We start from the raw sequence: 26,823 nt of genomic DNA, 5'->3' as shown, positions 1-26,823 counted from the left end.
TTCGTGCGCGGCGGCGCAACGCACCCGGCGACGCTGAAGTCAATCGGCAGCGGACTTCATCGGCGCACGAGCCGTATGACTCGCGTCTTTCGCGGGGTCGTAGCCGTCGGTCAGTGTGTTGAGGAACGCGACGACATCCTTGATCTCGGCTTCATCGAGCGCGGGCTGCTCGCCTTTCTTGCGGTCGAACGGCGCTTCGGTGTTGACGTTCTCCCAGTACTGCTTCGGCAGGTCGTCGAACTTTCGTACGACGCCGTTCTTCGCGACCGGATAGAACTTCTCGGGATTGGTGTCGCGCTGCGCGTAAAAGCGGACCACGTCTTCCAGCGTGTGATAAATGCCGTTGTGGAAGAACGTCTTGCGCGTCGCCACGTTGCGCAGCGACGGCGTACGGAAGATGCCGCAGAACTCGGCGCGGCCCTTCAGGTCCGTGCGCTCTGGCCCGCACGCGCCCAGATCGTGGAACTTCTGATCGCGGTTGACGGGCAATGCGTTGTTACGCGGCACACCGAGAGCGATCAGACCGAAGTCGCTGAACTGCGGCGGCGAGCCGTCCTTCGCGCGCTGACTGATGTGGCACGCTGCGCAGTTGCCTTTCTTCTCGTCGTTGAAGAGTTGCAGGCCGCGCAGTTCGGCTTCGGTGAACGTCGCGCGTCCGGCAAGAACCGCGTCGAACTTGCTCGTGTAGGGGAAGAAGTTCTGCGGTGTCTGCTCGAACGCCTCGAGCGATTCGAGGACCGCGGCGAACAGCTTGTCGTCGCTGTCGAACACGTTCGCGCCGAACGTCTTCCGGAAGTCGCCGGCATACGGCGCCTTTCGCACCGCTGCCGCAACCTTGGCCGGCGTGCTGCCCATTTCGAACGACGACAGCAACGGAATGCGTGCCTGATCTCTGCCGTGATCGACGCGGCCGTCCCATGTCAGGCCGCCCGTTGGACCGGCATCGACGCTTTCGTCGCCTTCGTCGTCGGAATCGTGGAAATGCTCGGCGAACTGCGGCACGGACTGCAAATACCGGAGCGATGGTACCGCGCGAAAGCCCGGGCGATGCAGGTCGCTGCCGCCCAGTTGCACCGACAGGCCGTTCGGCGGACCGAACGCGTGCTGCGGGCTATGGCACGAGGCGCACGCGAGCTTGCCGGAACCCGACAGCGACGGATCGAGAAACAGCTTTTCGCCTACCGCCTGCATGTTTCTCACATGCGCGAAGACTTCCGCGCGGGACTGCCCCGCGCCGGCTGCTGTCTGCGTGGTCGCCGCGTGCGCATCGGCCGCACGGGAATCGCAGCCGCTCAACGTAGCGGTCACGGACAACGCGGCGAGCGCGATCGAACAGAAAACGAAAGGCAAACGCATCGAAGACATCAAGGCGGTAATCGCTGTTTGTAAAGATGCCGAAGGGTATGTCAGGCATGTGACTTCCACGTGACAGCCTTTGCCGGCGCGACTGTCCGACCACAGCAGCCACTTAATTTCGATGAACCTTTCGAAATAGAAAGCGGAATTACACGCGCCCGTAAACGTTCGTTGCGACACTGCGCACGTCGGCGGTCCGGGGCTTTCCTTTCCCGTACAAGCCTCGACTCACGAGCCGGCCCCCAACACAAGAGAGATCTCATGAACAAGAAATTCGTTTGCGCGGTGCCGCTCGCGGCGACTGCCGCATTCGGCCTGTACGCCTGCGGCAGCAGCGACGACCATCACGACATCAACGAAGTGAAGAATGTCGTCGTCGTGTACGCCGAGAACCGCAGCTTCGACAACCTGTACGGGAATTTCCCCGGCGCCAACGGCCTTCAGAACGTGACGGCCGCGAGCGCGCGGCAGCTCGATCGCGACGGCTCCGTGCTCGCGACGCTGCCGAGCATCTGGGGCGGTCTGACCGCCACGGGCGTGACGCCGGCCGTGACCGAAGCGATGACGGCGAATCTGCCGAACGCGCCGTTCGCAATCGACGATCCGAACGGTTTCAACACGGCGATGAACGTCACGACGCGCGACCTGTACCATCGCTTCTACGAGAACCAGATGCAGATCGACGGCGGCAAGAACGACAAGTTCGCCGCATGGGCCGATTCCGGCGGCCTTGTCATGGGGCACTACAACACCACACCCGACAAGCTGCCGCTCTATAAGATCGCGCAGCAATACACGCTGGCGGACAACTTCTTCATGGGCGCGTTCGGCGGGTCGTTCCTGAACCACCAATGGCTGGTTTGCGCGTGTACGCCGGTGTATCCGAACGCGGACAAGAGCGTCGCGAAGGGTTCCATCTCCGTCGTCGATGCGGATGGCGTGACGCTCACGCGCGCATCGAATTCGCCCGCTTCGGCGCTGAGCGGCGCACCCAAGTACGTGAATTCGGGCAATCTGACGCCTGACTTCTACGCCGTCAATACGATGCAGCCGCCGTATCAGCCGTCGGGCAACGCGCCGGCATCGGGTGGCGATACGAACCTCGCCGATCCGTCCGTCGCAACGACGCTGCCGCCGCAGACGCAGCAGCACATCGGCGATCTGCTGAACGCGGCCAACGTGAGCTGGGCATGGTACGGCGGTGCGTGGGGCGCGGCGCTCAACGACCGGGCGAACGCGATCAAGTACGGCGTGAATTACGTGCCGAACTTCCAGACGCACCATCAGCCGTTCAACTACTTCGCGGATCTCGCACCGGGTACGCCTGCACGCGCGCAGCATCTGCTCGACGGCGGGACGGACGGCTCGGAGTTCATCAAGGCGATCGACGCGGGCACGCTGCCGCAAGTCGCGTTCTATAAGCCGCAGGGGAACTTGAACGAGCACGCCGGTTATACGGACGTCGCATCGGGCGACCAGCACATCGCCGATGTCATTGCCCATCTGCAGAAGAGCCCGCAGTGGAAGAACATGGTCGTGATCGTCACCTACGACGAAAACGGCGGCTTCTGGGACCACGTCGCGCCGCCGAAGGGCGACCGCTTCGGTCCGGGCTCGCGCGTTCCGGCGCTCATCATCTCCCCGTACGCGAAGAAGGGCTTCGTCGATCACACGCAATACGATACGACGTCGATCCTGCGCTTCATCACGAAGCGTTTCTCGCTGCCGTCGCTGCCGGGCCTGACCTCGCGTGACGCCGCGCTGGTCGCCAACGGCGCTCAGAAGATGGGCGATCTCACCAACGCGCTGGACTTCAATCAGTAAGCGCCAGCGAGTGCGCGTGAAGGCAGGGGCCGCGGTTTGTTCGACGCGGCCCCTGTCTTCTTATCTCCGTTACGCTGCGGCTTAACGAGACGACTCGGTCGCGTGGAAAAGCACTGGCCCTAGCATTCGAACTCGATCGTTATGTATAACTCGCTCCGCGTCGAGGCGCAGCCGATGCCGCCTTCGACACCGAACGACTGATCTTGCTTTCGCTCGAGAATGCACAGACGGCCGCTAAAGCGTCTCTTCATAGCGGCAATTGACGAGCAGTTCCGCCACACTCGTCGTATTCGGCAACTCGATCGTATTGACCACCAGAAGCGCCAGGTCTTGCGGCTGCGTCATCGCCATCGGTTCGATATCCGCGATGCCGGCGGCCATGTCCGTATTGACGAAGCCGGGACATACGGCGGTCGCCCGCACGCCGTCGTCCCAACCCGCCCGGCGCACCGCATGAGTGAGCGCCACCATCGCGTGCTTCGACATCTGGTAGCCCACGTTCAGGTTCTTCACGCGCTTTCCCGAAAGCGACGCCAGCTGCACGAAGCGTCCGGCTCCCGCGCGGCGCAAGTGCGGCAGTGCCGCCTGCACGAGCCGGAAAGGCGCGTTCACGTTGATCTGAAAGGTCTCGGTCAAAAGCGCGTCGGTGCCGGTATCGAAGTCGATCATGCGGCAGATGCCCGCATTGCTCACCAGCACGTCGATGCGGCCGAACCGCGCGATCGTCGCATCCACCCAGGCGCGCGCGGCTTCAGGATCGCGCGCCTCGTAGGGATGCAGGAACGCATCCGGCACGCCGTCGTAGGCTTGCGTATCGCGCAGGCCGAGCGACAGTCTATAACCGCGCCGCGCCAGTTCGAGCGCGATTTCTCGTCCGATGCCGCGGCTCGCGCCCGACACCATCGCCACTTTGTCCATGTTCGATCTCATGTGCTGTGTCTGTGCCCGCGTTCAGAATCCTGCGTCAATCGTGATCTTCGAACCGTCGCTGAAGCGCTCCAGACGGAACGCGTGGGGATCGACGAGCGGTGCGTCGCCGTTGACGAGGTCCGCCATCAGCCTGCCCGCGCCCGGGCCAATGCCGAAGCCGTGTCCTGAGAACCCGGTGCCGATGAACATTCCCGGCACGCGCGCCACTTCCGATATGACGGGAATCGCGTCCGGCGTCACGTCGATATAGCCGGCCCAACGCTGCGCAATGCGCGCTCCCGACAACTGCGGAAACGCCTCCGTGAAGGCCTTGAGACCCTTGTCGACGTAAGGCACCACGGGGTCCGGATCGAGCGTTCGAACATGCTCGAAAACCGTCGATTCGTTCAGCGCCCAGCGGCGTGGCCGCTTGAGTTCGTCGAAGAAACGCTTGCCGATGTGGAGTTGCAGCGCGCCCATCTGACTCTTCAATGCTTCGATGTATTTGAAGAAGAGGCGAAACGAATCGGGCGTGAGATCGGCGTGCGTGCGCAAGCCGTATGCGACCGTGTAGCCGCCGTCCGCACGTTTGCGAAACGCGAACTCCTCGTTATTGGCGCTGCACGTCGGACCGCCTTCGAGCGGTTCGGTGCGCAACACCGACGCACGCGTGAGCAACTGCGGCAGTTCCACGCCGAGATTGCCGCAGAAATAGCGCGTCCACGCGCCGCCCGCCACGACGACCGCATCGCAACGGATCGTCCCATGTTCGGTGACGACCGCACTTGCGCGGCCGCCGCTCGTTTCGATGCCGCGCACCGCGCATGGCGTGAGAATGCTGACGCCCTTGCGTCGCAGCGCGTTGGCGATGGCGGGCGCCGCCTTTTGCGGTTCGGCGCGCGCATCGCCCGGTGTGAAGATGCCGCCCTTGAAGGTCTGCGTCGCGCCGGGCAGCAGGCGTGAGATGTCATGCGTGTCCACTTCGCGCGTGTCGAAGGCATCGACGCCGGCTATCTCGCGCGCGCGCCTGAGCCAGTCACGGTGACGTTCGAGTACGGCGTCATCGTTCGATACGTAAAGGATGCCGCACTGGTTGAAGCCCGTGTCGATGCCGAGCTTCTTGTCGAGCGTGCGCCAGATCTTGAGGCTTTCGATGCTGAGCAGGAATTCGCGCGGATCGCGCCTTGTCACGCGCACCCAGCCCCAGTTGCGGCTGGACTGCTCGCCCGCGATGTGCCCCTTCTCGCACAGCGCGACGGACAGCCCTTTTTCGTGCAGCGCAAGCGCCGTCGATACGCCGATGATGCCGCCGCCGATCACGACCACATCGGCGCGCTCAGGCAGCTTGATATCGTCGGCGACGGTGTCGACTTTAGGACCCATGGTTTCTTTTGTCGGAGTGAGAGTTACGGACGACGCTCGGCCACGGCCGCCGTCTGCGATTGCAGCGCTTCTTCGGCGCGCACGTTGCGCGTAGCGCGTGACGCCTTCTGCCGGCGCGCAGCGGGATTGATGAAGCGGTTGGTCCAGCGGTCCAGATGATTGATGGCGTGCGTGAGCGGCACCGTGATGAGCAGATACACGGCGCCTGCCGCAACGAGCGGCGACAGGTTGGCCGTGTTCACCGCCGCGTTCTGACCGATGGTGAAGAGATCGCGCTGCGAAGTAAGCAGCCCGAGGAAGTACACGAGGCTCGAATCCTTGACGATGGAGATGAACTGATTGGCGAGCGCGGGCAGAATGCGCCGCACGCCCTGCGGCACGATCACATGACGCATGCCGCTCCAGTAGGTCATGCCGAGCGCCTGACACGCCGACATCTGTCCGCGTCCGACGCTCTGGATACCCGAGCGGAAAATCTCCGCGATATACGCCGACGACACCAGCGCCAGCGCGACGATGGCAAGCGGATACGGATTCGGCCCGAACAGCGAGAGCCCGACCGGCGCGAGTCCCTGGCCGACCACGAGAATGACGAGCGCGGCGGGCAGACCGCGGAAGATATCGACGAAGACACGCACGGGCCAGGTCAGCCAGCGCGTGTGCGATACGGCGCAGAGCGCGAGCGCCATGCCCGCCGCGATGCCGAGCGCAGTCGAGATCACCGACAGGATCAGCGTGTTGACGAGACCCGTGCCGATCAACGACGGCAGGGATTCGACGAGCAGCGGCCAATCCAGGAAGTTCTGCAGGAACGCATTCATGAGGCTCTCTCCTTGCGCTTGACGAGGCGTGACGAAGCAACGTTGCCGGGCGATTACTTCATCGCATACGGCGGCATCGGATCAGGCTTCGGATAGCCGGGATTGAACTGCTGATAGAGCCTGAGCCACGTGCCGTCCGCCACCAGTTCGCCGATGGCCTTGTTCACGGCCGCTTCGAGCTTCGCGTTGCCCTTGCGGATAGGGAACCCGGCGGGAAGATTCGAAGCGGAGATATCGAGCTTGTCGGCGAGCTTCAGGTCCGGATACTTCCCTTGCAGCCCTTCGAGCAGCGTCTTGTCGATGAAGTATCCGTCGACGTACTTGTTGCGCAGCGCGAGAAAGCCCGCGTTGATGTTCGGAAAGCGGACGATCTGCGCCCCCGGCAGATAGCTCTGCGAATACGTGTCCTCGATGGTCCCTTGCACCACGCCGATGCGCTTGTCCTTCACCGAGGCCACGTCCGCGCCGATCGTGCTGTCCGGCAGCGTGCCGACGCTCAACAGACCCGTCAGATAGCCTTCCGAGAAATCGACCATCTTCAAGCGTTCCTTGGTGATCGAAATCGAGCCCGCGGCAAGATCGACCTGCTGATTCGCCACGCTCGGCAAGAGACCCGCGAAGTCCTGCGCGCGAAAGTCGGCCGTGAGCCCGAGCTTCGCGGCGATGGCGCGCACCAGTTCCACGTCGAAGCCCGTCATCTTGCCGTTGTCGATGTACGAGTACGGCTTGTTGTTCGCATCGACACCGGCGACGATCTTGCCCGGCGTCAATGTGCCGACATCGTCGGCGGCGCGGGCGGCGGTCGTCGCGCCGATCAGGAACGATGCGGCCACGGCGAGATGGCGTGCGAGACGAAGTAATCGCATGGTTAGGCTCCCTTGGATTGCACAGCGGTTGATCAATGCAGGATGCGCGAGAGAAAGTCTCTTGCGCGTTCCGAGCGCGGACGCTCGAAGAAGGCTTCACGCGTCTCGTCTTCCACGATGACGCCGCGGTCCATGAACAACACGCGGTCGGCCACGCGCTTCGCGAAGCCCATCTCGTGCGTGACGCACAGCATGGTCATGCCGTCCTGCGCGAGCGTGGTCATCACGTCGAGCACTTCGTTGACCATCTCGGGATCGAGCGCGGAAGTCGGTTCGTCGAACAGCATGGCGACGGGGTCCATCGAAAGCGCTCGCGCAATCGCCACGCGCTGCTGCTGCCCGCCCGACAATTGCCCCGGATACTTGTCCTCATGACCGCTCAAGCCCACGCGGCGCAACAGCGAGCGCGCGCGTTCGGCGGCTTCGTCCCGCGCGCGGCCGAGCACGTTCATCTGCGCGAGCATCAGATTGCGCTGCACCGAGAGATGCGGGAAGAGTTCGAAATGCTGAAATACCATGCCGACGCGCGCCCGCAGCCGCGCAAGATTCGCGCGCTTGGCCGTGACGTCGATGCCGTCCACGACGATATGCCCGCTCTGCACCGCTTCGAGCCCGTTGACGGATTTGATGAGCGTGGACTTGCCGGAGCCGGACGGCCCGCAGATCACGACGACTTCGCCGCGCGCGATGCTCGCCGTGCAGTCGTTCAATACGCGATTGCCGCCATACCACTTCGAAACCTGGTTCAGATCGATCATTGCGGTTCCCTTCGATGATTCGCGTCCTGATTGCATACGCTTGTCTTCGCTTCAAGAGAGCGCTGCGCGCACGCGGCCATGCCACATATCGCTGATGCGGTACAGCGCACTGCCGACGGGCACGGAAAGCGTGCTGGCCATTCCTGCGCCTGAGAGGGGAAAGGCGCCTTCGCCGAACGCGCCGACATCCTGCTCGACGCCGACCATGTGTTTGCCGATGCGATGTCCGAGATAGCTCATCAGCGCGACGCCGTTGCCGTTGCAGCCGAGCACGTAATGCACGCCGTCGTGCTGGCCGATGTGCGCGAGCCTGTCCCCCGTCATCGCGACGAAGCCTTTCCACGCATGGGTGACGCGCACGTCTCTCAACGCGGGCCACAACTGCACGAGCTTCGCGTACAGCCGGCGCGCGGCCTCACGTTCGTCGATTTCGCGGATGGCGGGGCGCGATCCGAAGATCATGCGCGTTCCATCCGGCGACGGCCGCGTGTAGAAGAGATTGCGCTTCGAATCGCTGATCATGCGGCGGCCCGGATTGAGCACGTTCATGAGGCCTTCGGGCAGCGGCTCCGTGGCGATCTGATAACTCGCGACCGGCAGCACGCGGCGCGAGAAGAACGGCAGCAGCGGCCCGGTATAGCCGTTGGTGGCGACCAGCACCTGCCGCGCATCGAACGCGCCGCGCGCGGTATGCACGCGAAAGCGCGCGTTTCCTGTTCGTTCGATGCGCTGCACCGCTGCGTGCGAATGCAGCGTCGCGCCGCGCCGTCGCGCGAGATCGCGCAGCGCCCGATGATATTTGGCGGTATGCAGTCCGCCGTATTCGTCGACGAGCATGCCGCCGTAGTAATAGTCGGAGCCGATGATGCCGCGCTGTGCATCGCGCTCGATCACGTGCACGGTGACGCCCGTCTTATCGCGCAACAACTCGCCCTGGCGGCGCAGCACATTGAAATGCGCGGGCGTATAAGCGCCAAAGAAGCGGCCTGTGATGCGCAAGTCTGCATCGAGCGATTCTTCGGCGATGATGCTCTTGAGATAGTCGAAGCTCGCCATCGACTCCCGCATCAGACGCGTGAGACGTTCGGCGGACACGCCGCGAATGGCGTTGGTGAGCGCGAGCTTCTGGCCGCTCGACACCATGCCGCCGCTGCGCGTGCTGCCGCCCGCGCCGATCTCGGCGGCATCCAATACCGCGACGCGCGCGCCATGCTTCGCGGCTTCCGCCGCCGCCGACAGGCCGCAATATCCACTGCCGACAATCGCCACGTCTACGTTCGCCGGCAGAGGTTCCGGCGATACTTCGGGCGGTGCGGCATCCCACCAATACGGGGTGCAGCGAAAAGTTTCGTGAAACAGCAACGCATCGGGACGCATGAAGTCCACCCTGTTCGCTTGACTCGAGTCTAGTGTCGCCCTCGCAAATCATCCGGTCAAATAGCGCCAAAAACGGCTTCCATTCATTTTTGATATGGCAAGCTGACGACATCCGGCCGATGCGTTTGCGGCCCACGCCCGGAGAAAACGATGAATCTCAGGCAGGTCGAGGCGTTTCGGCTGGTCATGCTGCGCGGTTCGATGACGGCCGCCGCCGAAGAGCTCGGCACATCGCAACCGAGCATCAGCCGGTTGATCGCGGAACTGGAAGCCGCGACGGGACTGACGCTCTTCATGCGAAATGGCGGACGCATTCATGCCACCGACGCGGGCAGTGCGTTCTATCGCGAGGTGGATCGCAGCTTCGTCGGCCTGGAGAAACTGCAGCATTCGGCGCGAGAGATTCTGGAACTCGGCAGCGGGCGGCTGCGTATCGTGGCGGCGCCGGTGCTGGCGCTGTCGTTTCTGCCTGCCGTGATCGCGCGTTTCGCGGACGCGCATCCGCGCGTCGCGGTGTCGCTCGAAATGCGCAGCGAGAGCACGATTCAGCGCTGGGTGTCGTCGGGACACTGCGACGTGGGCTTCGCGACCACCACGCCGGACGCGTTCGGCGTGATGAGCGTGGAACTCTATGAACTGGCGGGGTTATGCGCGTTGCCGGCGCGTCATGCGCTTGCTGCGCGTGCGCGGATTCGCGCGGCCGACTTGCATGGCGAACGGCTTATTCTGCCTTCCTATGCGGACGACACGCGTGCGGCGCTCGATCGCGCGCTGCGTCCGGCAGGCGTGGATCAAGTGCCCGCAATCGAGACGCCGTATGGCGCGACCATCTGCGCACTCGTGACGCGCGGCGCGGGCGTGGGCATCGTCAATCCGCTCGCGACCGTGGATGCCGATCCGACGCGCATCGTGTTCCGGCCGTTCACGCCGGAGATCTGGTTCCGCGGTTTTACGCTTCATCCGCAGACGCCGCGAGGTAATCCGGTGGTCGGAGCGTTCCTCGAACTCGTAGATGAGCAGATGGCGGCGTTGATGCGGGGCACGCATGTCTCAGTCGACGCATCAACCGATGATTAGTTCTACGGCGGTCGCTGCACCGGCTCAATCGATGCGAAACGGCATTCGTCGTCGCCTGCCGCCGGGTCGTGCGGCGACTACCGGCGCCGGCGCCTCCGTTACTTCGTTCGAGCGAGCGCTGCCCGCAAGGCCAGCAGATAACTCTCGACCCCGAAGCCGCAAATCTGCCCATCGACTACCTCAGCGAACACGGAGTGATGCCGAAAGGGCTCGCGCGCGTGGATGTTGGACATATGCAGTTCCACGACCGGGCACGTGAGAATGGCGAGCGCATCGCGAATGCCGTAGCTGTAATGCGTCCACGCGCCGGCGTTGATTAGCACGGCGTCGCAGCGCTCTTCGAACGCTTGATGAATGCGTTCGCACATGGCCCCTTCGCTATTCGTCTGGAACGATTCGACCTGCGCGCCCAGTTCGGTCCCGAGCGCTTGCAGCCTCGCATCGATTTCGGCGAGCGTGATGGTGCCGTATTGCACCGGGTCGCGCTTGCCGAACATGTTGTGGTTGATGCCGTGAAGCATCAGGACGTTCTTCATTCGCTGCTCCATATTTTGTGGGCGTCAGTCGAGCGGGACCGTGAGCCGGTCGATGACGTTGCGGGTATGCGGGCGCACGCCGCGCCACCAGTCGAAGGCTTCCGCAGCCTGTTCGACCAGCATGCCGACGCCATCGGCGACCGTGTGCACGCCCGCGTTTCGCGCGAGCCGCAAAAAGGGCGTCAGCCGCTTTCCATACGCCAGTTCATAAGCCGCGCCTTGGTGGCTGAACACGCCCGGCGGAACGGGCGGCAAGTCGCCCGTGAGACTCGCCGATGTCGCGTTGACCACGAGATCGAAGCGTCCCATTGCTTCGAGTTCGCCGTAACCGCGTGCAATGATTGGACCGCGTGCGGCTACTTGCGCCGCAAGCGCCTGCGCCTTATCCACGTGACGATTGGCGATCACGAGTTCAGCCGGTTCCGCTGCCAGAAAAGGCAGCAAGGCGCCGCGCGCGGCGCCGCCCGCGCCAAGCAGCAGCACGCGCTTGCCCGCCATCGAGAGTCCGAGATTGGCTTCGATGTCCCGCACGAGCCCGATGCCATCGAAATTCTCGGCGATGATCCGCCCGTTCTCGAACTTCATCGCGTTGACCGCGCCCGCGAGTTCTGCGCGCTCGCTGCGTTCGTCGGCCATTGCGAAGGCCTTCAGCTTGAAGGGCGCAGTGACGTTCATGCCCTTGCCGCCCGCCGCCGCGAACGCACGAACGGTGTCGGCGAAAGCGCGCTCCGGTTCGAGCGGTCCTTCAATGGCCGTGTAGGCCATGTCCTGTTGCGTTTCCTCGCCGAAGAGGCCGTGAATCAGGGGGGATTTGGTGTGCGCGATCGGATTACCGATCACCGCGTATCGATCCGTCATCATCGCCTCACTTCGAGAAGAGAACGCCTTCGGTCTGCATGGCGTCGATTTCGGCTGCGCTGAACCCGAGGGACGCCGCGACTTCCGCATTGTGCTGACCAAGGTCCGGCCCGACTTCCCGAATCGTCGTGTCGCAATCGGAGAAACGGAAGGGCAGGTTCGGCAGACGCAGCGTGCCAAAGCGCGGGTGCTGCTGCTCGACGACCATGCCGCGCGCGACGATCTGCGGATCGGCCAGTACTTCGTCTATGCGCTGCACCTTCGCGCAAGGAACATCGACGCTGTCGAGCAACGCCAGTACTTGCGCAACCGGCCGCGCGGCCACCCAGGGCTTCACCACGTCGAGAATTTCCACGCGATGCGCATTGCGCCCACTGAGCGTATGGAACCGCGTGTCGGTGCCGAAGCCGGCCGGACCGCCGTGCGCCTCGACCAGCGCCGCGAAGCGCTTCCACGAATCGTCGACCTGAGCGGCGATTACCAGGTCGCCATCGGCGGCGCGGAACACACCGTAGAGCGTCGAGGTCGGCATGTCGTGGCCGGTCTGTTCCGGCAGCACGCCTTGCGTCGTGTAGCACTGCACGGCGTATTCGTGCATCGACACGAGCGTGTCGTACAGCGCCATGTCGATATGCTGCCCACGGCCGCTCTTCACGCGGCCGAGCAGCGCGGCGTTGATCGCGGCCACCGCGTGAATACCGGTGTACATGTCGCCCAGCGAAATGCGCATCAAGGGCGGCGGCTCGCCGGGATTGCCGATCATCTGCATGATGCCGCTCTTCGCTTCCGCGATCAGACCGAAGCCGGCGCGATGCGCGTCCGGTCCCGTATGACCGTAGGCCGAGATCGAGCAGTACACGAGCTTCGGGTTGCGTTCCGACAATGCTTCATAGCCGAGCCCGAGCTTGTCGAGCGCACTGGGCCGGTAGTTCTCGATGAACACGTCCGCGGAATCGCACAGACGCTGCATGAATGCCTTGCCGCGCGGGTCCTTCATGTTGACGCTCACGCCTCGCTTGCCCATGTTGAGCTGCAGGAAGTAGGCGCTTTGCTGATCGTCGAGCACGGTGGCGTGCTGTCGCCCGGCGTCGCCGCTGCCGGGACGTTCCACCTTGATGACTTCGGCGCCGAGTGCCGCAAGGCAGCGTCCGACATAGGGACCGGCGAGAAAATGACTGTAATCGACGACGCGAATACCTTCGAGAGGACGGGCCTGCATCAGAACGCTCCCGGACGGCGCGGCACCATCAGACGATGCTCGCCATGCTGCACGACCTCGCCGCGCTGATTGATCAGTTCGGACGGCAGCACGACGATGCCCCAGTCCGGCCGGCTCTTGCTTGCGCGCATCGCGCCCACGCGGAACTTGACGTGCAGCACGTCGTTGACCTTGATCGGCGCGTTGAAGTCCCACGTCCAGCCTAGCGACATGCCCGGCAGGAAGCGGTATTCGCTTTGCGTCTTGAGACCATCGGCGATCGACAGTCCGAACAGGCCATGCGCGACGATAGAACCGAAGTGGCTCGCGTTCGCGTAGTCCTCGTCGACATGCACGGGCGTATGGTCGCCGGTTAGATCCGCATACGCGAGAATGCGTTCCTTCGTGACGGTGTAAGTCGGACTCACGCACTCGTCGCCTTCGCGGGCGTCGTCCCAGTATTTATCGGTGATGGTCATGTTTCATGCCTCGGTACGCGGATCGATTTCGAGCGCCCGTGCGACGCACGAGGCCGGTTTCGCCTGGATCAGCTCGACGGCGAGGCCGTCGGGCAGGCGTAGCCAGTTGCGGCCTTGCGGCATTGCCTTGACGTCGTAGGACTGCGCGGCAGCCAGCGCGGCTTCGAGGTCTTCGCACATCACGCCGAGATGCGCGAGCCGGCCTTCCGGCGCGTCGTGCTTCGGGTCGTGGATGAATTGCAGGCCGCCGAGCGTCCAGTACTGGCGGGGTGCATCGACGGTGCCGTCGACTTCGCGCATCGTCATGCCGAGCACATCTTCGAAGAAGCGAATATGCCAGTGAATGTCCTTCACCAAAATGGCGACGTGCTCCAGATAGGCTTTAGATCCGTTCATGCCGCTGCTCCTTCGCGCTGATGGTCCGTCATGGCGCGCTCGATGCCCTTGATGCATGCGACCAGCGTCGAATTCACAGGCGTCGGTACCCCGAGGCGTTCGCCCCAGCGCACGACCGCGCCGTTGATGAAGTCGATTTCGGTGATCGAGCCTTTCTCCAGGCTTTGCAGCATCGAGGTCTTGAAGGCGAAGGGCAGCCCTTCGGCGGCGAGCGTCCACGCTTTCTCTGCGTCTGTGATGGACAGCGTCACGCCGGCCGCCTGCGCTGCGGCCATCGCCTCGGAGACCGCTGCGAGCGCGGTTGCCTTCAACACCGGTTCGTCGTAGAGCTGTCCGTACGTGAGGCGGGTGATGCCGGTTATCGCGCCCGTTGCGACGTTGATCAGCAGCTTGTCCCACATCGTGCCGAGGATGTTGTCGCTCACCGTCGTCGTGAGGCCCGATGCGTTGAAGGCTTCGGCAATAGCCTGCACCCGTGCGGTGAGCTGGCCATCGAGTTCGCCGATGTAGGTGAGCTTGCCCCTGACGCCGGACTGGATATGTCCCGGACCGCGCAGTACGCCGCCGACATACGTCTTGCCTGCCAGCACGCGCTCGCGGCCCACGACGTCGGCGAGCACGTCTTCATGGCCGAGTCCATTCTGCAACGAAAGCACGACCGTTTCGGGCCCGATGAGATCGAGCGCGCCGCGCATGGCCGAATCGGTATGGAACGACTTGACCAGCACGACGACCAAATCCACTGCACCGACTTCGGCGGCTTTCGTGGCCGCGCGCACTTTGACGCGTCGGGAACCTTCGGCATCGTCGACCTGCAGGCCGTCGCGGCGCATTGCATCGACGTGTGCCGGCGAGCGGTCGATCAGCCAGACGTCGTGGCCACCCTCAGTCAGTGTCGAACCGATGGCGCAGCCCAGCGCACCGGCTCCGAGAATTGCGATCTTCAATGGCGTCTCCTGATGTCTGGATGCAACGATAGGAGGTGCTGCTCATCATGGCAATGCAATGGCTACAATGACGTCATTGCTTCCCGTAATAACGCGGTATTAGTGCGATGACTCCGACCGAACTGCCCGACCTGAAGCTGCTTCAGCTTTTCGACCTGCTGTACGACGCGCGCAACGTCACGCGCGTGGCCGAGAAGCTCGGCCAGAGTCAGCCGACCATCAGCATCTGGCTCGGACGGTTGCGAGAGTATCTGCAAGACCCGTTATTCATTCGCACGCCCGGCGGCATGGCGCCGACACCGCAGGCCGACGCGCTCATCGGGCCGTGCCGCGAAATCCTCGAATCGTTGCGGCGCTTCACAGCGTGGGGAATCGCCTTTGATCCTGCCACGGCGAAGCGAAGGTTTCGCATTTGCATGACGGATGCGAGTCACATCACGCTGTTGCCCCGCTTGCTCGCGCATGTCCGTGCGCAGGCGCCGGGCATCCGTCTGGAAGCGGCTCGAATCGACGGCAACACAGAGCGTGCTTTGGAATCGGGCGAGGCCGATCTGGCTGTCGGCCACGTGCCCTGGCTGGGCGGCGGCATCTACCAGCAACAGCTCTATATGCAGGACTGGGTGTGTCTGTTGAATCCGCATCATCCGCGTGTGCGCGCGAAGCTGAGCGCGAAGCAATACCGTGCGGAAGGGCACGTCGCAATCGCGGCCGGAACTGGCGCGCAATTGCTGGAACAGGCGCTCGTGCGCGAGCAGATCGAGCGGGATGTCGTGCTGGAATTGCCCGGCTTTCTGGGACTCGGGGCCATTATTCAGACGACGGATCTCATCGCGACGCTGCCGCGGCATATCGGGCAGACGCTTGCAAAGGTCAATGGGCTGTCGTTGCATCCGTGCCCGATCCCGGTGGAAGGATTCGCGGTGCGGCAGCACTGGCACGCGCGATACCACCATGAAGCGGGTAATCGCTGGTTGCGCGATGTAATGGCGACGCTTTTCAGCAGCTTGCGCTGAGAGACATCAAGCGATTAGGCGTCGGGCATCATCGCTCCTTTCTTGACGCAGATTCGCCGTGCGCGAGTTCCTGCTTCAGGAAGTCAATGCACACGCGGACCTTTCCGGACTGCGCGGGGCGCGAGACCGGCATCGCCCGTTTTGTTTCTCTACGCGTTGCGTTTCGCTGTGGGCGTGTGCGTAGCGGGCTTGTTTCGCGCCGTGATTCTGAACTTGCGCTACCGGTTCGCGGATCGCAATCGCGCCAAGGCCGTGGGTCCTCTCTACTTCGGTCCGCCGCTGTCCGGCTGTTTGCTGACCTCAACCGTCTAGCTGGATTGCACAGCCGTTAATGGATGTTCAGGCAACTGCCGTGGCGTAAGGGCCACTTCCCTCGATGACAATCCGCCCGACGCCGGCTGGCCCGATGCCGACGAGAAACGAGCCGCGCCCGAATCCCGCCAGGTCGTAGGGTACGAGTCGCTGCACAGAATCTTGCGGACGTTCCCGAAGTTTGCCGTATTGAACGATTTCGGCCGTTAGCCCAGCCGCCAGCGGCGGCCGCCTTCCGCATCTGTGTATTCGGAGCGAAATGGAATCGGCCGGCGGCCCCCGCATCCGCAAGGACATCGTTATTGGCGAACGAAAGAGTCACACCGTTGGGCAGTCGGCGTGACGAGCAGCCACCTGGCCGATGAACTTCCGCTTGCCGTCGCGCACCGGGTTTCTGCCCAACCGTGCGAAGAACGCGCGTCGCATCTCACGCGAAATCATCTTCGACGCCAGGCTCGTCCGTCGTCGTGCGCCCCGCGCATCACTGCTTGACGACTTGCCATTGCAGCACCGGATGCGTCGCGCCCGCGGGCATCGCCCAGCGCGTGCAGCCGACGACTAGACCGAAGCGCCCCATACAAGCACGCCCCGGCAATCCGTCCGCTGGCGGCGCAGCGACGGCGACCTAGGGTTATCCCGTGGTTGCCGTTTTTTTTTGGCGTTTGCATCGTAAACGTATGTTGTTGACGAAGTACATTAATAGGGAGTTTCGAGTGCCAGCTCATCCTGCTCACGCCGCATCCGCCGTCGCGCTCGCCGCGGCCTATGCGGACGGCAGCGCCGATGTCGAAGAGGTCGTGCGAGCCTCCCTGGCGGCGGCGCGTCAGGCGAATACCGCGTTCATTTCAATCGATGAATCGCGAGCCCTCGACGAGGCCCGCGCCGCAGCGGCGCGCCGGCGCGACGGACGCCCGTCGAGCGCGCTCGACGGCGTGCCGGTGGCCTGGAAAGACCTGTTCGACATCGCCGGCAGCGTCACGACGGCCGGTTCGGCGCTGTTTCGCAACCGCGCCCCGGCAAGCGCCGACGCGCCGCTCGTCGCGACGGCCGTTCACGCAGGACTTGTCGGCATCGGCAAGACGAACCTCAGCGAGTTCGCCTACTCGGGTCTCGGGCTGAATCCGCACTTCGGCACGCCCTTCAACGCGGCGTTCGATGCAACCGTCGAGGCCGGCGGGCATCGCGCGCCGGGCGGATCGTCGTCCGGGGCGGCGATCGCGGTCGCGACGGGCGTCGTGCCGATTGCCGTCGGCACCGATACCGCCGGCTCCATTCGCGTGCCCGCCGCGCTGAACGGGGTCGTCGGCTATCGCGCGAGCCGGGCGCGTTATCCGCAGGAAGGCATGGCGGGCCTCTCGAGATCCGCCGACACCGTCGGGCCGCTCGCCCGGACCGTGGCCGACTGCGCCGCTTTCGACGCCGTGGTGCGCGGCCGCGAAGCAATGGCGGCGCTGCCCGATCTGCGCGGCGCCCGCTTCGTCGTGCCATCCGGCTGGCACGCGCGCTTTGCCGTGACCGACGCCGTCGCCGACAACTTCATGCGCTTCCTGGCGCGGCTGGCGAAAGCGGGCGCGCGCGTCGACGAAGTGCCTGTGGCCGCGTTCGACGCCGCCTGCGACCTCATTCGCGAACGCGGCTGGTTCGGCTCGCTGGAGGCGTTCGAGGCCTACCGCAGCGTGCTTGATTCCGACGATGCCGAGCGCATCGACCAGCGCGTGCGCACGCGGCTCGAACTGAGCCGGAACGTGCCGGCGCCGCGTCTTGCCGAATTGCTCGCGGAGCGCGCGCGGCTCATCGCGCAATTCGACGACGAACTCCGCGGCGACACGCTGGTTCTGCCGACCGTGCCGCACGTCGCGCCCGAATGCGCGCCACTCGAAGCCGACCCCGAACTGTTCGCCCGCGTGAACCTCGCGACGCTCTCGATGACGATGCCCGGCAGCTTTCTCGATACACCCGCCATCGCGATGCCCACGGGGGCAGACGCGGCGGGCCTTCCCACCAGCGTGCAACTGATGCGCGTCCAGAACGACGACGACGCGCTCATCGCCGTTGCGCAGACCGTCGAGCAGACGGTCGCTGTGAACTGACTTCAACCGCTTCAAGGAGAACATCGCATGGCTAAGGAAATTCTGGTCGCATTCGGCATCGACGTGGATGCGGTCGCCGGCTGGCTCGGCTCTTACGGCGGCGAGGACTCGCCCGACGACATCTCGCGCGGCCTGTTCGCGGGCGAAGTCGGCTCGATGCGCCTGCTGAGGCTCTTCGAGCGCGAGAAGATCAGGACGACGTGGTTCATCCCCGGTCATTCCATCGAGACCTTTCCCGAGCAGATGAAAGCCGTCGCCGATGCGGGACATGAAATCGGCATCCACGGCTACAGCCACGAAAACCCGATCGCGATGACGCCCGAGCAGGAAGAAGCCGTGCTCGACCGCAGCATCGAACTCGTGACGAAACTGTCGGGCCGCCGGCCGACCGGCTATGTGGCGCCGTGGTGGGAATTCAGCAACGTGACCAACGAACTGCTGGTGAAGAAGGGCATCAAGTATGACCACAGCCTGATGCACAACGACTACCACCCGTACTACGTGCGCGTCGGCGACTCGTGGACGAAGATCGACTACAGCAAACATCCCGACACGTGGATGAAGCCGCTCGTGCGCGGACAGGAGACCGATCTCGTCGAGATCCCGGCGAACTGGTACCTCGACGATCTCCCGCCGATGATGTTCATCAAGAAGGCGCCGAACAGTCACGGCTTCGTCAATCCGCGCGATATCGAAGAAATGTGGCGTGACCAGTTCGACTGGGTGTACCGCGAACACGACTATGCGGTCTTCCCCATCACGATCCATCCGGACGTTTCCGGCCGCGCGCAGGTGCTCATGATGCTCGAGCGCCTGATCGCGCATTTCCGCAAGCACGAAGGCGTGCGCTTTTGCACCTGTGGCGAAATCGCCGACGACTTCCTGCGCCGCCAGCCGCGCAAATCCTGACACGACCTCAGCGACAAGAGCCCCGATCATGTCAACACCCGAGCTCCAAAGGAGCGCCACGATGAAAGAAAACCCGTTGTCCGCCTCCGGCTTCCGGCTGGAGCAGATTTTGCCGTCCGACGTGAAGCGGGCGACCATCGTCGCGTTCTTCGCGTGGGTGTTCGCCGTGTACGACTTCATTCTGTTCGGCACGCTGCTGCCGGAGATCGGCAAACACTACAACTGGGATGCGGCGGCGCAGGCGGAGATCGCCACGCTCGTCGCGATCGGCACGGCGGTGATCGCTTTCGCCATCGGGCCGTTACTCGACAGGCTCGGACGAAAAGCCGGCCTGTTGTGGACGGTCGCGGGCGCCGCCTTGTGTTCGGGGCTCACGGTCGTCGGCGGCGCAATGGGACAAGTGCCGCTCGTGTTGATCCGCTCGCTGTCCGGGCTCGGCTACGCCGAGGAAACCGTCAACGCGACCTATCTCAACGAACTGTATTCGGCCGCCAACGATCCGAAGCTCAATCGCAACAAAGGCTTCATCTATAGCCTCGTGCAGGGCGGCTGGCCGATCGGCGCGCTCATCGCGTCGGGCCTGACCGCGCTGTTGCTGCCGCGCATCGGTTGGCAGGGCTGCTTCATCTTCGCGACGTTTCCCGCCATCGTCATCTTCTTCATGACGCGGCGCCTGAAGGAAAGCCCCCAGTTCGTCCTGCACAAGCGCATCAAGCATCTGCGCGAAGCAGGGCAGGACAGCGAAGCGCGCACGCTGGCGAGCGCCCATTCCGTGGACTACGAAGAGCACAGCCGCGCGGGTCTCGCCGAGGCGTTTCGCGGCAGCGCGTTGCGCGCGACGCTCGTGCTCGGCGGCGGCATTCTGCTGAACTGGTCGGCGATTCAGGTCTTCAGCGTGCTCGGCACGACGGTGCTCACGCGCGTGCACAACGTGTCCTTTGAGAACTCGCTGCTGATTCTGGTGCTGTCCAACGTGATCGGCTATTGCGGCTATCTGAGCCACGGCTTTATCGGCGACAAGATCGGCCGGCGCAACACGCTTGCCATCGGCTGGATGCTCGGCGGGCTGTCGTTCGCGGGCATGCTGTTCGGCCCGAGCAGCGCGGGCGTGGTCGTCGCGCTGTATAGCCTCGGACTGTTCTTCCTGATCGGACCGTATTCGGCGGCGCTGTTTTTCATCGGCGAAAGCTATCCGACGGCGATCCGCGGCACGGGTAGCTCGATCGTTCACGCAATGGGCCCGATCGGCGCGATTCTCGCCGGCGTCGGCGTGACGTCGATGCTCAATCACGGCGGCGACTGGCTGCACGCAGCGCTCTGGTTCGGCGCGGTGCCGTGCTTCCTGTCGGGCGTGCTGATTTTCTTCGCGCGGCATGTGAATCCCGCCGACACCAAGTAATCCGACAGGAGAGTTCTCGTGAAAGCAGCTTTGGTAACGGGCGCGGCGAGCGGCATCGGGCAGGCGCTTGCCGTGGCTTACGCGCAGATCGGCGTCGCGGTGGTCGGCGGCTATTTCCCCGGCGATCCGCATGATCCGCAATCCACCGCGCGCGCCGTCGAAGAGGCGGGCGGGCAATGCGTGATGCATGCCGTGGACGTGACATCCGCCGAACAGGTCGAAGCCTTCGCGACGGTTGCGATGGAACGCTTCGGTCGCATCGACTACGCGGTCGCCAACGCCGGCCTCTTGCGCGCGTCGCCGCTGACGGAGATGACCGACGAGCAGTGGCACCAGATGCTCGATGTCGATTTGTCCGGCGTGATGCGCACGTTCCGCGCGGCGGCGCGCCACATGAGCGACGGCGGCGCGATGGTCGCCGTGTCGTCGATTGCGGGCGGCGTCTACGGTTGGGAAAACCACACGCATTATTCGGCGGCAAAGTCGGGCGTGCCCGGCCTGTGCCGCGCCGTCGCGATGGAACTCGCGCCGCGCGGCATCCGCTGCAACGCGGTCATTCCCGGCCTGATCGAGACACCGCAGTCGCTCGATGCCGTCAACTCGCTCGGGCCCGAAGGCTTGCGCGAAGCGGCGAAGGGCATTCCGCTCGGACGCGTCGGCAGACCGCACGAAATCGCTGCGCTGATCCGCTATCTGACGAGCGACGACGCTTCGTACATCACCGGTCAGTCGATCATCGCGGACGGCGGGCTGACCGTGCGCTGGCCGGGCTGATTCACTGCATACAGGACGCTCTCACATGGCTTCGACTTTCTCACTCGACGGCCGCCGCGCCGTCGTCACCGGTTCGGCAAGCGGCATCGGCGCGGCCATCGCGCTCGCCTTTGCCGAAGCGGGCGCGCGACTCGTGCTCGCCGATCTCAACGAATCGCGTCTCAGAGCGCAAGCCGACGCGTGCCGGGCGCTCGGCGTGCAAGTCGAGACGGTCACCGCCGACGTCGGCGACGAGGCGGGCGCGCACGGCATCGTCGATCGATGTATCGACGTGTACGGCGGCATCGACATTCTGGTGAACAATGCGGGGATGCTCACGCAGGCGCGCTGCACCGACCTCACCACGCAGATGTGGGACGAGATGATGCGCGTCGATCTGCGCAGCGTCTTTCTGTGCTCCCGGCGCGCGCTACCGTCCATGACGGCGCAGCGCTGGGGGCGCATCATCAATGTGGCGTCGCAACTCGGGATCAAGGGCGGCGCTGAATTGACGCACTATTCGGCGGCCAAGGCCGGCGTGATCGGATTCACAAAGTCGCTTGCCATCGAGGCCGCGCCGGACAACGTGCTCGTCAACGCCATCGCGCCCGGGCCTATCGAAACGCCGCTCGTCGATGGCATCAGCGCGGCCTGGAAGGAGTCGAAGTCGAAGGAACTGCCGCTCAGGCGCTTCGGACGCCCGGAAGAAGTCGCGCCGGCGGCCGTACTGCTCGCATCCGATCCCGGCGGCAACCTGTTCGTCGGCCAGACGCTCGGGCCGAACTCGGGCGACGTGATGCCCTAAAGGAGGACGACGCAATGTGCGGCATGTGCGGATTATTGGGTGGCGGGCGTCACTGGTCGAACACCGTCGCGGCGGGTGAGGGCGTGAATGCGCGGCGGCAGCGCTACGTGCAGATCGCACACGCGAACCGCCTGCTGCAAAGTTACCGTCTCAGGCTCGCCGATTTCCACGGGCAGTCATTCGTGCTCGCGTCGCCGACCGGGGCGCAGGTCATCGTCGACGACTTCATGCAGGTCTGGAAAGCCGCCGAAACCATGCTCGGCCGCCCGCTCGATCCGCTGACGCTGTTCTCGGAGGATGAAGTCTTGCCATGAGCCTCGCCTACGACGTTATTCCGGTGACGATCGTCACCGGCTTTCTCGGCAGCGGCAAGTCGACGCTGCTCGCGGATGTCCTCAAGGGCGACGCGGCCCGTGACACGGCCGTGCTCGTCAACGAGTTCGGCGAAGTCGGACTGGACCATTTGCTGATGGGCGAAGTCGAGCAGGCGCAGACGGTCCTGCTCGATAACGGCTGCGTCTGCTGCGCGATTCGCGGCGAACTGAAGGACGCGCTCGCGCATCTCTTCTCGCAGAGGGCGCGCGGCGAAGTGCCGCCGTTCACGCGCGTGGTGCTGGAGACAACCGGACTCGCCACGCCCGCGCCCATCGTCGCGACCTTGCTCGGCGACCGTATCGTGTCCAGTCATTACTCGATCTCGGCGATCGTCACCGTCGTCGATGCGCTCAACGCCACGCATCAGCGCGAACATCATCCCGAGTGGATGGGTCAGGTGGCCGCTGCCGACCGCATCGTCATCAGCAAGGCCGATCTCGCCGACGCAGAAGCGCTCGATGCGCTCGAACTCATGTTGGCGGCTCTGAATCCCGCAGCGCGCGTGGCGCGGCGCACGCGCGAGGACGATGCATCGATCGTGCTCGATGCCGCAGCGAATGCGCACGACTTCACGGCGTTCGTGCAGCGCGCGCGCCCGCCGTCATCTGCCGAGCGCAATGATGAGAATCCGCTCGCGCGGCTCAACGCGCTGCCTGCGCATCGCGAGGCTCTGGGCTCGCTTTCCGCGTTCGCAATCGAATTCGACGAACCCATCGACTGGCCTGTTTTCACGCTCTGGCTCACGATGCTGCTGAACCGGCACGGTGATACCATCCTGCGGGTCAAGGGACTGCTCGCGCTTGCCGGCGTCGCGCAGCCGGTCGTCCTGCACGCCGTGCACCATCTCGTGCATCCGGTCCTGCATCTCGATGCGTGGCCGGACGCCACGCCGCGCTCGCGGCTCGTCTTCATCGCAGAAGGGCTTGCGCGCGATGCCGTCGAGCAGTCGTATCGCCGCTTCTGCCGGCATCTCCAGACAGTCGAAACCGTAGATTGAAATCCGTCCGCCCGAAGTCGCCCGCGTCCGCGCCAGCCATTCACCCGTCGAAGGTCGAACTGCGCGTGCTCGGTACGTCCGTCACGCTTCAGGAGCACATTCGCGAGCGCGCCGAACAGGACCTCGGAATTCGCCTGCGTTTCATTGTCGACGACGGCTCCAGCGTGCAGCGCGAAGGTGCAATGCATCCGGAACGCTACGAGCTTTACGATCAGTGGTTCCACAGCCTCGACTGTCTATGGCCGACGCACGCACTGCAGCCAATCGACTGCTCGCGCGTCCGGCGCTGGGAAGAGATCAATGCGTTGCCACGCACCGGGCGCATCGGCCGCTCTGCTGTACGCCGGGCGGCGGGCAGCGTGCCGGCGGATCGCCTTTTCGTGCAGAGCGACGGGTCGCTCGGGCGCACGCCGAGCGGGCGCATCAGCATGCTGCCGCTCACTCACAACGCGGACAGCTTCGTCTATCTCGACGACGCGCTGCCGGCCACGCTCACCGCGGGCGAGGAAAGCTGGGCCTGGCTGCTTGCGCCGGAACTCGCGGGCCGCGTCGCATTGCAGGCGGATGCCGCGATCGGTGCCATAGACGCGGCGCTCGCAGTCGAAGCGAGCGGACTCATGCGCTTCAAGGACATCGGCAATCTGGAGATCGAGGAGATCGACCAACTGATCGCGACGCTTATCGACTTCAAGCGCCGCGGCCATTTCGCGGGTTTCTGGTCGAGCTTCGCCGAAGCGGCGCAACTCATGATCGCGAACAAGGTGGTAATTCAGAGCATATGGTCTCCGGCGACCATCGAACTGGAGCGTGCCGGCTTGCGCTTTCGCCTCGCGCGGCCGCGAGAAGGGTATCGCGCGTGGTTCGGCGGGCTCGGCATCTCGAGGCTCGCGCATGGCCGGGTGCTCGATGCCGCCTACGAGTACCTGAACTGGTGGCTCGAAGGCTGGGCCGGGGCGACGATGGCGCGGCAGGGCTTCTACATCTCCAATCCCGAGCGCTCGCGCGGGCACATGAACGACGCGGAATGGGCGTACTGGTACGATGGTGCGCCGGCGTCGACGGACTTGCCGGGCCCGACCAGCCAGCATCTGGTCCAGGCGGGCCAGGTGCGCGACGGCGGCGATTACGTCGCACGCATGAGCCGGATCGCGGTCTGGGATTCGGTCATGGATGAGCATAACTACCTCGTGCGCCGCTGGACCGAGTTCATGCGGTCCTGATGGCGCCGTTCGTTCCACGATGACAAGACGGACAACCGCTGCACGAACTCCACGCGCCAGGGCAGAATCGATCACGCCGGATGTATCGACGAATACGACGGTGGGCGACAACCTCGTCGAAACCGATAGCCGGCTCCGGTATCGCGTGATCTACGATCGTCTGAGAGCCGCCATCGCACTCGGCCGCGTGAAACCGGGCCTCGTGCTGCTGGAAGGGCCCGTCGCCCGCATCTTCGGCACGAGCCGCGTGCCGGTGCGCAAGGCCTTCGAGATGCTTCACGCAGGCGGCCTGCTGCATACGTTCGAGGGGCGCGGGTATCTGGTCGCAGGCGCGGACGGCAGCGTGCCCGAGCCGATGCGCGAGCCGCTTTCGGGAGACGCTCTCGGATTCGACAACTTGCCCGAGCCGCTCGACATTCCATCGAACAGCGAGCGCATCTACGATTCGATGGAAGCGGCGATTTCGCTCGGCATCGTCTTCGGGCACTTTCGCATCGATGAAAGCGATGCCGCCGCGACCTTCGGCGTCAGCCGCGGGACGGTGCGCGAAGCGTTGAACCGGCTGCGCGACCGGGGGCTGGTTGAGAAGTCGGCGTACTCCCACTGGCTCTGCGGGCCGCTGACCGCGCGGGCGGTGCGCGAGGACTACGAGTTGCGCGTCTTGCTCGAGCCGGCCGCGCTGCGCATGAGCGCGCCGCTGCTGCCGACGGAGGAAATACAAGCGGCGCTTGCCGATATCGAACGCGCCATCGGAGATCCCGATTCGATCGATGCAGCGGTCCTCTACGAACTCGAAAAGACGCTGCACGACAAGTTCCTGTCTCACGCGCCGAACCGGAAGCTGCTGGCGGCCGTGAGCCACGCGCACATGCCGCTCATCGTGAATCACGCCTTCTACGATGCCTTCCGGCTGCACCCCGAGATGGGCACGTTGATGGAACATCGCGCCGTCCTGGAACATCTCGTGGCCGGGGACGTGCGCGCGGCTTCGCGGGCGCTGGAAGACCATCTGCGCCGGGGCGAGAAACGCACGCGTCAGCGGTTGAAGGTGCTGGCCGTACTGCCGGAACCTAACCTTCCCGGCTATTTGCAGCGCATGGCGTAAGAGCCGGTCAGCCCGCCGGACATAGCTGCCCGCGCGTGGGCCTCATGTTGACAGGAAGCATCTTCGCTTGCCTGCGAGATGCGGCTCGCTTCACTCGCGGTGAGTCCGGCGCTCGCGCGTTTCGCGTAGTACGGCGCCATGATCGATGTCGCTTAAGCCGGGTGCAGTGTCTTCCTCGACTGCCTTTGGGGCTAGACGAGGCGCGCGCCGCCATCGACGTTCAGCGTCGCTGCGTTCATGAAGCCATTGGTCATCAGGAACACCACGCCCGCTCCGGCTTCGCTCGCGGTGCCGAGACGATGCAGCGGCAACGTCTTCTCTATGTTCGCCACGACCGCATCGCGCGCGTCACCGAGCGCTTTACGCAGAATCGGCGTGTCGATCGGACCGGGCGACAGCGTGTTGACTCGCACCGGCGCCAGTTCGAGTGCGAGGCCGCGCGCGAGCGCTTCCATCGCGGCGGATGCGGCGGCGAGCACTGCGGTGCCGCAGGCGTTCGGCCGGTCGGCGAGACTGCCCGAGATGAACGTGATCGAGCCATCTGCGCTCAACCGGTCTCCGAGGGCGCGAATGACGTGCACGGCCGCCCAGATGCGTTCCTCGAATGCGTTTCGCAGATGCGCTACGTCGGCCTCGCGCACCGTCCCTGCCACAAAGGTGCCCGCCAGCAGCACCAGATGATCGACCTTGGGAATGTCGCGAACGGCCTCCTGCAGAGCGTTCGCGTCGGTCACGTCCGCCGCGCGCCATCCGGCGAAGCCATGTTCTGCGGCGACGCGTTGCGCCGTGTCGGCAGATCGCCCGACGACGATGACGTCCGCGCCCGCCCGCTTGGCCTGGATCGCCGCGTCGAGCCCGATGCCCGATGTTCCGCCAAAGATCAGTGCCGTCTTGCCTGCCAGCGCGCGGTGAGCGACTGCTTCGGCCTGTGCGTCTTGCGCTTTCGTATTCGCGTTCATTCCCTTCTCCTGTTTGACTTCGCCGGTTTCGGCGTCGATGGAAGAAGGTTAATTCGCGAAACCTGGCTTGATAATCCCGCCGTCCTTCGCTTTAATGATGC

Annotated in this window: 26 protein-coding genes; 12 read left to right on the top strand and 14 right to left on the bottom strand. The window is 64.5% G+C overall.

The genetic code is table 11. The features are described 5' to 3' along the window. Positions 1-39 precede the first annotated feature (39 nt). The gene (locus tag P9239_RS21485) at positions 40-1,365 is read right to left on the bottom strand and encodes a cytochrome c peroxidase (RefSeq protein ID WP_309754629.1); all 1,326 of its coding nucleotides are present in this window, start codon (positions 1,363-1,365) and stop codon (positions 40-42) included. 252 nt (positions 1,366-1,617) lie between these two features. Here P9239_RS21485 and P9239_RS21480 point away from each other — a divergent pair, with 252 nt between their 5' ends. Next, positions 1,618-3,180 carry an acid phosphatase gene (locus P9239_RS21480; RefSeq protein ID WP_309754627.1) on the top strand — a complete coding sequence of 521 codons (1,563 nt, stop codon included), beginning with the start codon at positions 1,618-1,620 and terminating at the stop codon, positions 3,178-3,180. A gap of 234 nt (positions 3,181-3,414) precedes the next feature. Here P9239_RS21480 and P9239_RS21475 read toward each other — a convergent pair whose 3' ends face one another. From P9239_RS21475 to P9239_RS21450, 6 genes are read right to left on the bottom strand one after another with little or no spacing between them, the layout of a single operon-like run. After that, positions 3,415-4,098 (bottom strand): SDR family NAD(P)-dependent oxidoreductase, encoded by a 684-nt coding sequence (locus P9239_RS21475; RefSeq protein ID WP_309754625.1) that lies wholly within the window; start codon positions 4,096-4,098, stop codon positions 3,415-3,417. A 33-nt stretch (positions 4,099-4,131) separates the two neighbouring features. Then, complete coding sequence (locus tag P9239_RS21470; protein WP_309754624.1) at positions 4,132-5,472, bottom strand: FAD-binding oxidoreductase; 1,341 nt, start codon at positions 5,470-5,472, stop codon at positions 4,132-4,134. A 23-nt stretch (positions 5,473-5,495) separates the two neighbouring features. Further along, on the bottom strand, positions 5,496-6,293 hold the full coding sequence (locus tag P9239_RS21465; protein ID WP_309754622.1) for an amino acid ABC transporter permease: 798 nt from the start codon (positions 6,291-6,293) through the stop codon (positions 5,496-5,498). A 53-nt stretch (positions 6,294-6,346) separates the two neighbouring features. Then, on the bottom strand, positions 6,347-7,159 hold the full coding sequence (locus tag P9239_RS21460; RefSeq protein WP_309754620.1) for a transporter substrate-binding domain-containing protein: 813 nt from the start codon (positions 7,157-7,159) through the stop codon (positions 6,347-6,349). 32 nt (positions 7,160-7,191) lie between these two features. Further along, positions 7,192-7,917, bottom strand: coding sequence for an amino acid ABC transporter ATP-binding protein (locus P9239_RS21455; RefSeq protein ID WP_309754619.1), 726 nt, complete (start codon positions 7,915-7,917; stop codon positions 7,192-7,194). Between the two features lie 51 nt (positions 7,918-7,968). After that, positions 7,969-9,294 (bottom strand): FAD-binding oxidoreductase, encoded by a 1,326-nt coding sequence (locus P9239_RS21450; protein WP_309755546.1) that lies wholly within the window; start codon positions 9,292-9,294, stop codon positions 7,969-7,971. 150 nt (positions 9,295-9,444) lie between these two features. Here P9239_RS21450 and P9239_RS21445 point away from each other — a divergent pair, with 150 nt between their 5' ends. Continuing rightward, on the top strand, positions 9,445-10,371 hold the full coding sequence (locus P9239_RS21445) for a LysR substrate-binding domain-containing protein (protein WP_309754617.1): 927 nt from the start codon (positions 9,445-9,447) through the stop codon (positions 10,369-10,371). A 98-nt stretch (positions 10,372-10,469) separates the two neighbouring features. Here P9239_RS21445 and aroQ read toward each other — a convergent pair whose 3' ends face one another. From aroQ to P9239_RS21415, 6 genes are read right to left on the bottom strand one after another with little or no spacing between them, the layout of a single operon-like run. After that, positions 10,470-10,907 (bottom strand): type II 3-dehydroquinate dehydratase, encoded by a 438-nt coding sequence (gene aroQ, locus P9239_RS21440; protein WP_309754615.1) that lies wholly within the window; start codon positions 10,905-10,907, stop codon positions 10,470-10,472. Between the two features lie 24 nt (positions 10,908-10,931). Beyond that, a complete protein-coding gene (gene aroE / locus P9239_RS21435; RefSeq protein WP_309755543.1) occupies positions 10,932-11,765 on the bottom strand; it encodes a shikimate dehydrogenase in 834 nt (277 codons plus the stop codon). A gap of 7 nt (positions 11,766-11,772) precedes the next feature. Next, positions 11,773-12,984, bottom strand: coding sequence for a CoA transferase (locus tag P9239_RS21430; protein WP_309754613.1), 1,212 nt, complete (start codon positions 12,982-12,984; stop codon positions 11,773-11,775). After that, on the bottom strand, positions 12,984-13,442 hold the full coding sequence (locus tag P9239_RS21425) for a MaoC family dehydratase (protein WP_309754611.1): 459 nt from the start codon (positions 13,440-13,442) through the stop codon (positions 12,984-12,986). The genes P9239_RS21430 and P9239_RS21425 overlap by 1 nt, the downstream gene beginning before the upstream one ends. A 3-nt stretch (positions 13,443-13,445) precedes the next feature. Further along, entirely contained in the window at positions 13,446-13,838 is a 393-nt protein-coding gene (locus P9239_RS21420) for a VOC family protein (protein WP_309754608.1), read from the bottom strand. Then, positions 13,835-14,785 carry a 2-dehydropantoate 2-reductase gene (locus P9239_RS21415; RefSeq protein ID WP_309754606.1) on the bottom strand — a complete coding sequence of 317 codons (951 nt, stop codon included), beginning with the start codon at positions 14,783-14,785 and terminating at the stop codon, positions 13,835-13,837. Before P9239_RS21415 ends, P9239_RS21420 begins: the two co-directional genes overlap by 4 nt. 107 nt (positions 14,786-14,892) lie before the next feature. On the opposite strand from P9239_RS21415, the gene P9239_RS21410 reads away from it, so the two are divergent. The 10 genes from P9239_RS21410 (at position 14,893) to P9239_RS21365 (ending at position 25,763) form a co-directional block, all read left to right on the top strand. After that, entirely contained in the window at positions 14,893-15,798 is a 906-nt protein-coding gene (locus tag P9239_RS21410; protein ID WP_309754605.1) for a LysR family transcriptional regulator, read from the top strand. A 1,025-nt stretch (positions 15,799-16,823) separates the two neighbouring features. Further along, positions 16,824-18,200, top strand: coding sequence for an amidase family protein (locus tag P9239_RS21405; RefSeq protein ID WP_309754604.1), 1,377 nt, complete (start codon positions 16,824-16,826; stop codon positions 18,198-18,200). Between the two features lie 27 nt (positions 18,201-18,227). Further along, positions 18,228-19,109 carry a polysaccharide deacetylase gene (locus tag P9239_RS21400; RefSeq protein ID WP_309754603.1) on the top strand — a complete coding sequence of 294 codons (882 nt, stop codon included), beginning with the start codon at positions 18,228-18,230 and terminating at the stop codon, positions 19,107-19,109. A 61-nt stretch (positions 19,110-19,170) separates the two neighbouring features. After that, positions 19,171-20,508 (top strand): MFS transporter, encoded by a 1,338-nt coding sequence (locus tag P9239_RS21395; protein WP_309754602.1) that lies wholly within the window; start codon positions 19,171-19,173, stop codon positions 20,506-20,508. Positions 20,509-20,526: 18 nt separating this feature from the next. After that, positions 20,527-21,282, top strand: coding sequence for an SDR family NAD(P)-dependent oxidoreductase (locus P9239_RS21390; protein ID WP_309754600.1), 756 nt, complete (start codon positions 20,527-20,529; stop codon positions 21,280-21,282). 25 nt (positions 21,283-21,307) lie between these two features. Continuing rightward, entirely contained in the window at positions 21,308-22,066 is a 759-nt protein-coding gene (locus P9239_RS21385) for an SDR family NAD(P)-dependent oxidoreductase (protein ID WP_309754598.1), read from the top strand. Positions 22,067-22,080: 14 nt separating this feature from the next. Continuing rightward, entirely contained in the window at positions 22,081-22,380 is a 300-nt protein-coding gene (locus P9239_RS21380; RefSeq protein ID WP_309754597.1) for a hypothetical protein, read from the top strand. Then, positions 22,377-23,438 (top strand): GTP-binding protein, encoded by a 1,062-nt coding sequence (locus P9239_RS21375; protein ID WP_309754595.1) that lies wholly within the window; start codon positions 22,377-22,379, stop codon positions 23,436-23,438. The genes P9239_RS21380 and P9239_RS21375 overlap by 4 nt, the downstream gene beginning before the upstream one ends. Before the next feature lie 38 nt (positions 23,439-23,476). Then, positions 23,477-24,658, top strand: coding sequence for a PotD/PotF family extracellular solute-binding protein (locus P9239_RS21370; RefSeq protein WP_404980126.1), 1,182 nt, complete (start codon positions 23,477-23,479; stop codon positions 24,656-24,658). Positions 24,659-24,758: 100 nt separating this feature from the next. Continuing rightward, positions 24,759-25,763 carry a GntR family transcriptional regulator gene (locus P9239_RS21365; RefSeq protein ID WP_309754593.1) on the top strand — a complete coding sequence of 335 codons (1,005 nt, stop codon included), beginning with the start codon at positions 24,759-24,761 and terminating at the stop codon, positions 25,761-25,763. A 191-nt stretch (positions 25,764-25,954) separates the two neighbouring features. Here the strand turns inward: P9239_RS21365 and P9239_RS21360 are convergent, their stop codons facing one another. Continuing rightward, the gene (locus tag P9239_RS21360; protein WP_309754591.1) at positions 25,955-26,722 is read right to left on the bottom strand and encodes an SDR family oxidoreductase; all 768 of its coding nucleotides are present in this window, start codon (positions 26,720-26,722) and stop codon (positions 25,955-25,957) included. Positions 26,723-26,823 lie beyond the last annotated feature (101 nt).

Source organism: Caballeronia sp. LZ062 (genome assembly GCF_031450785.1).
Lineage (GTDB): Bacteria > Pseudomonadota > Gammaproteobacteria > Burkholderiales > Burkholderiaceae > Caballeronia.
This window is presented reverse-complemented; position numbering and strand designations above follow the sequence as displayed.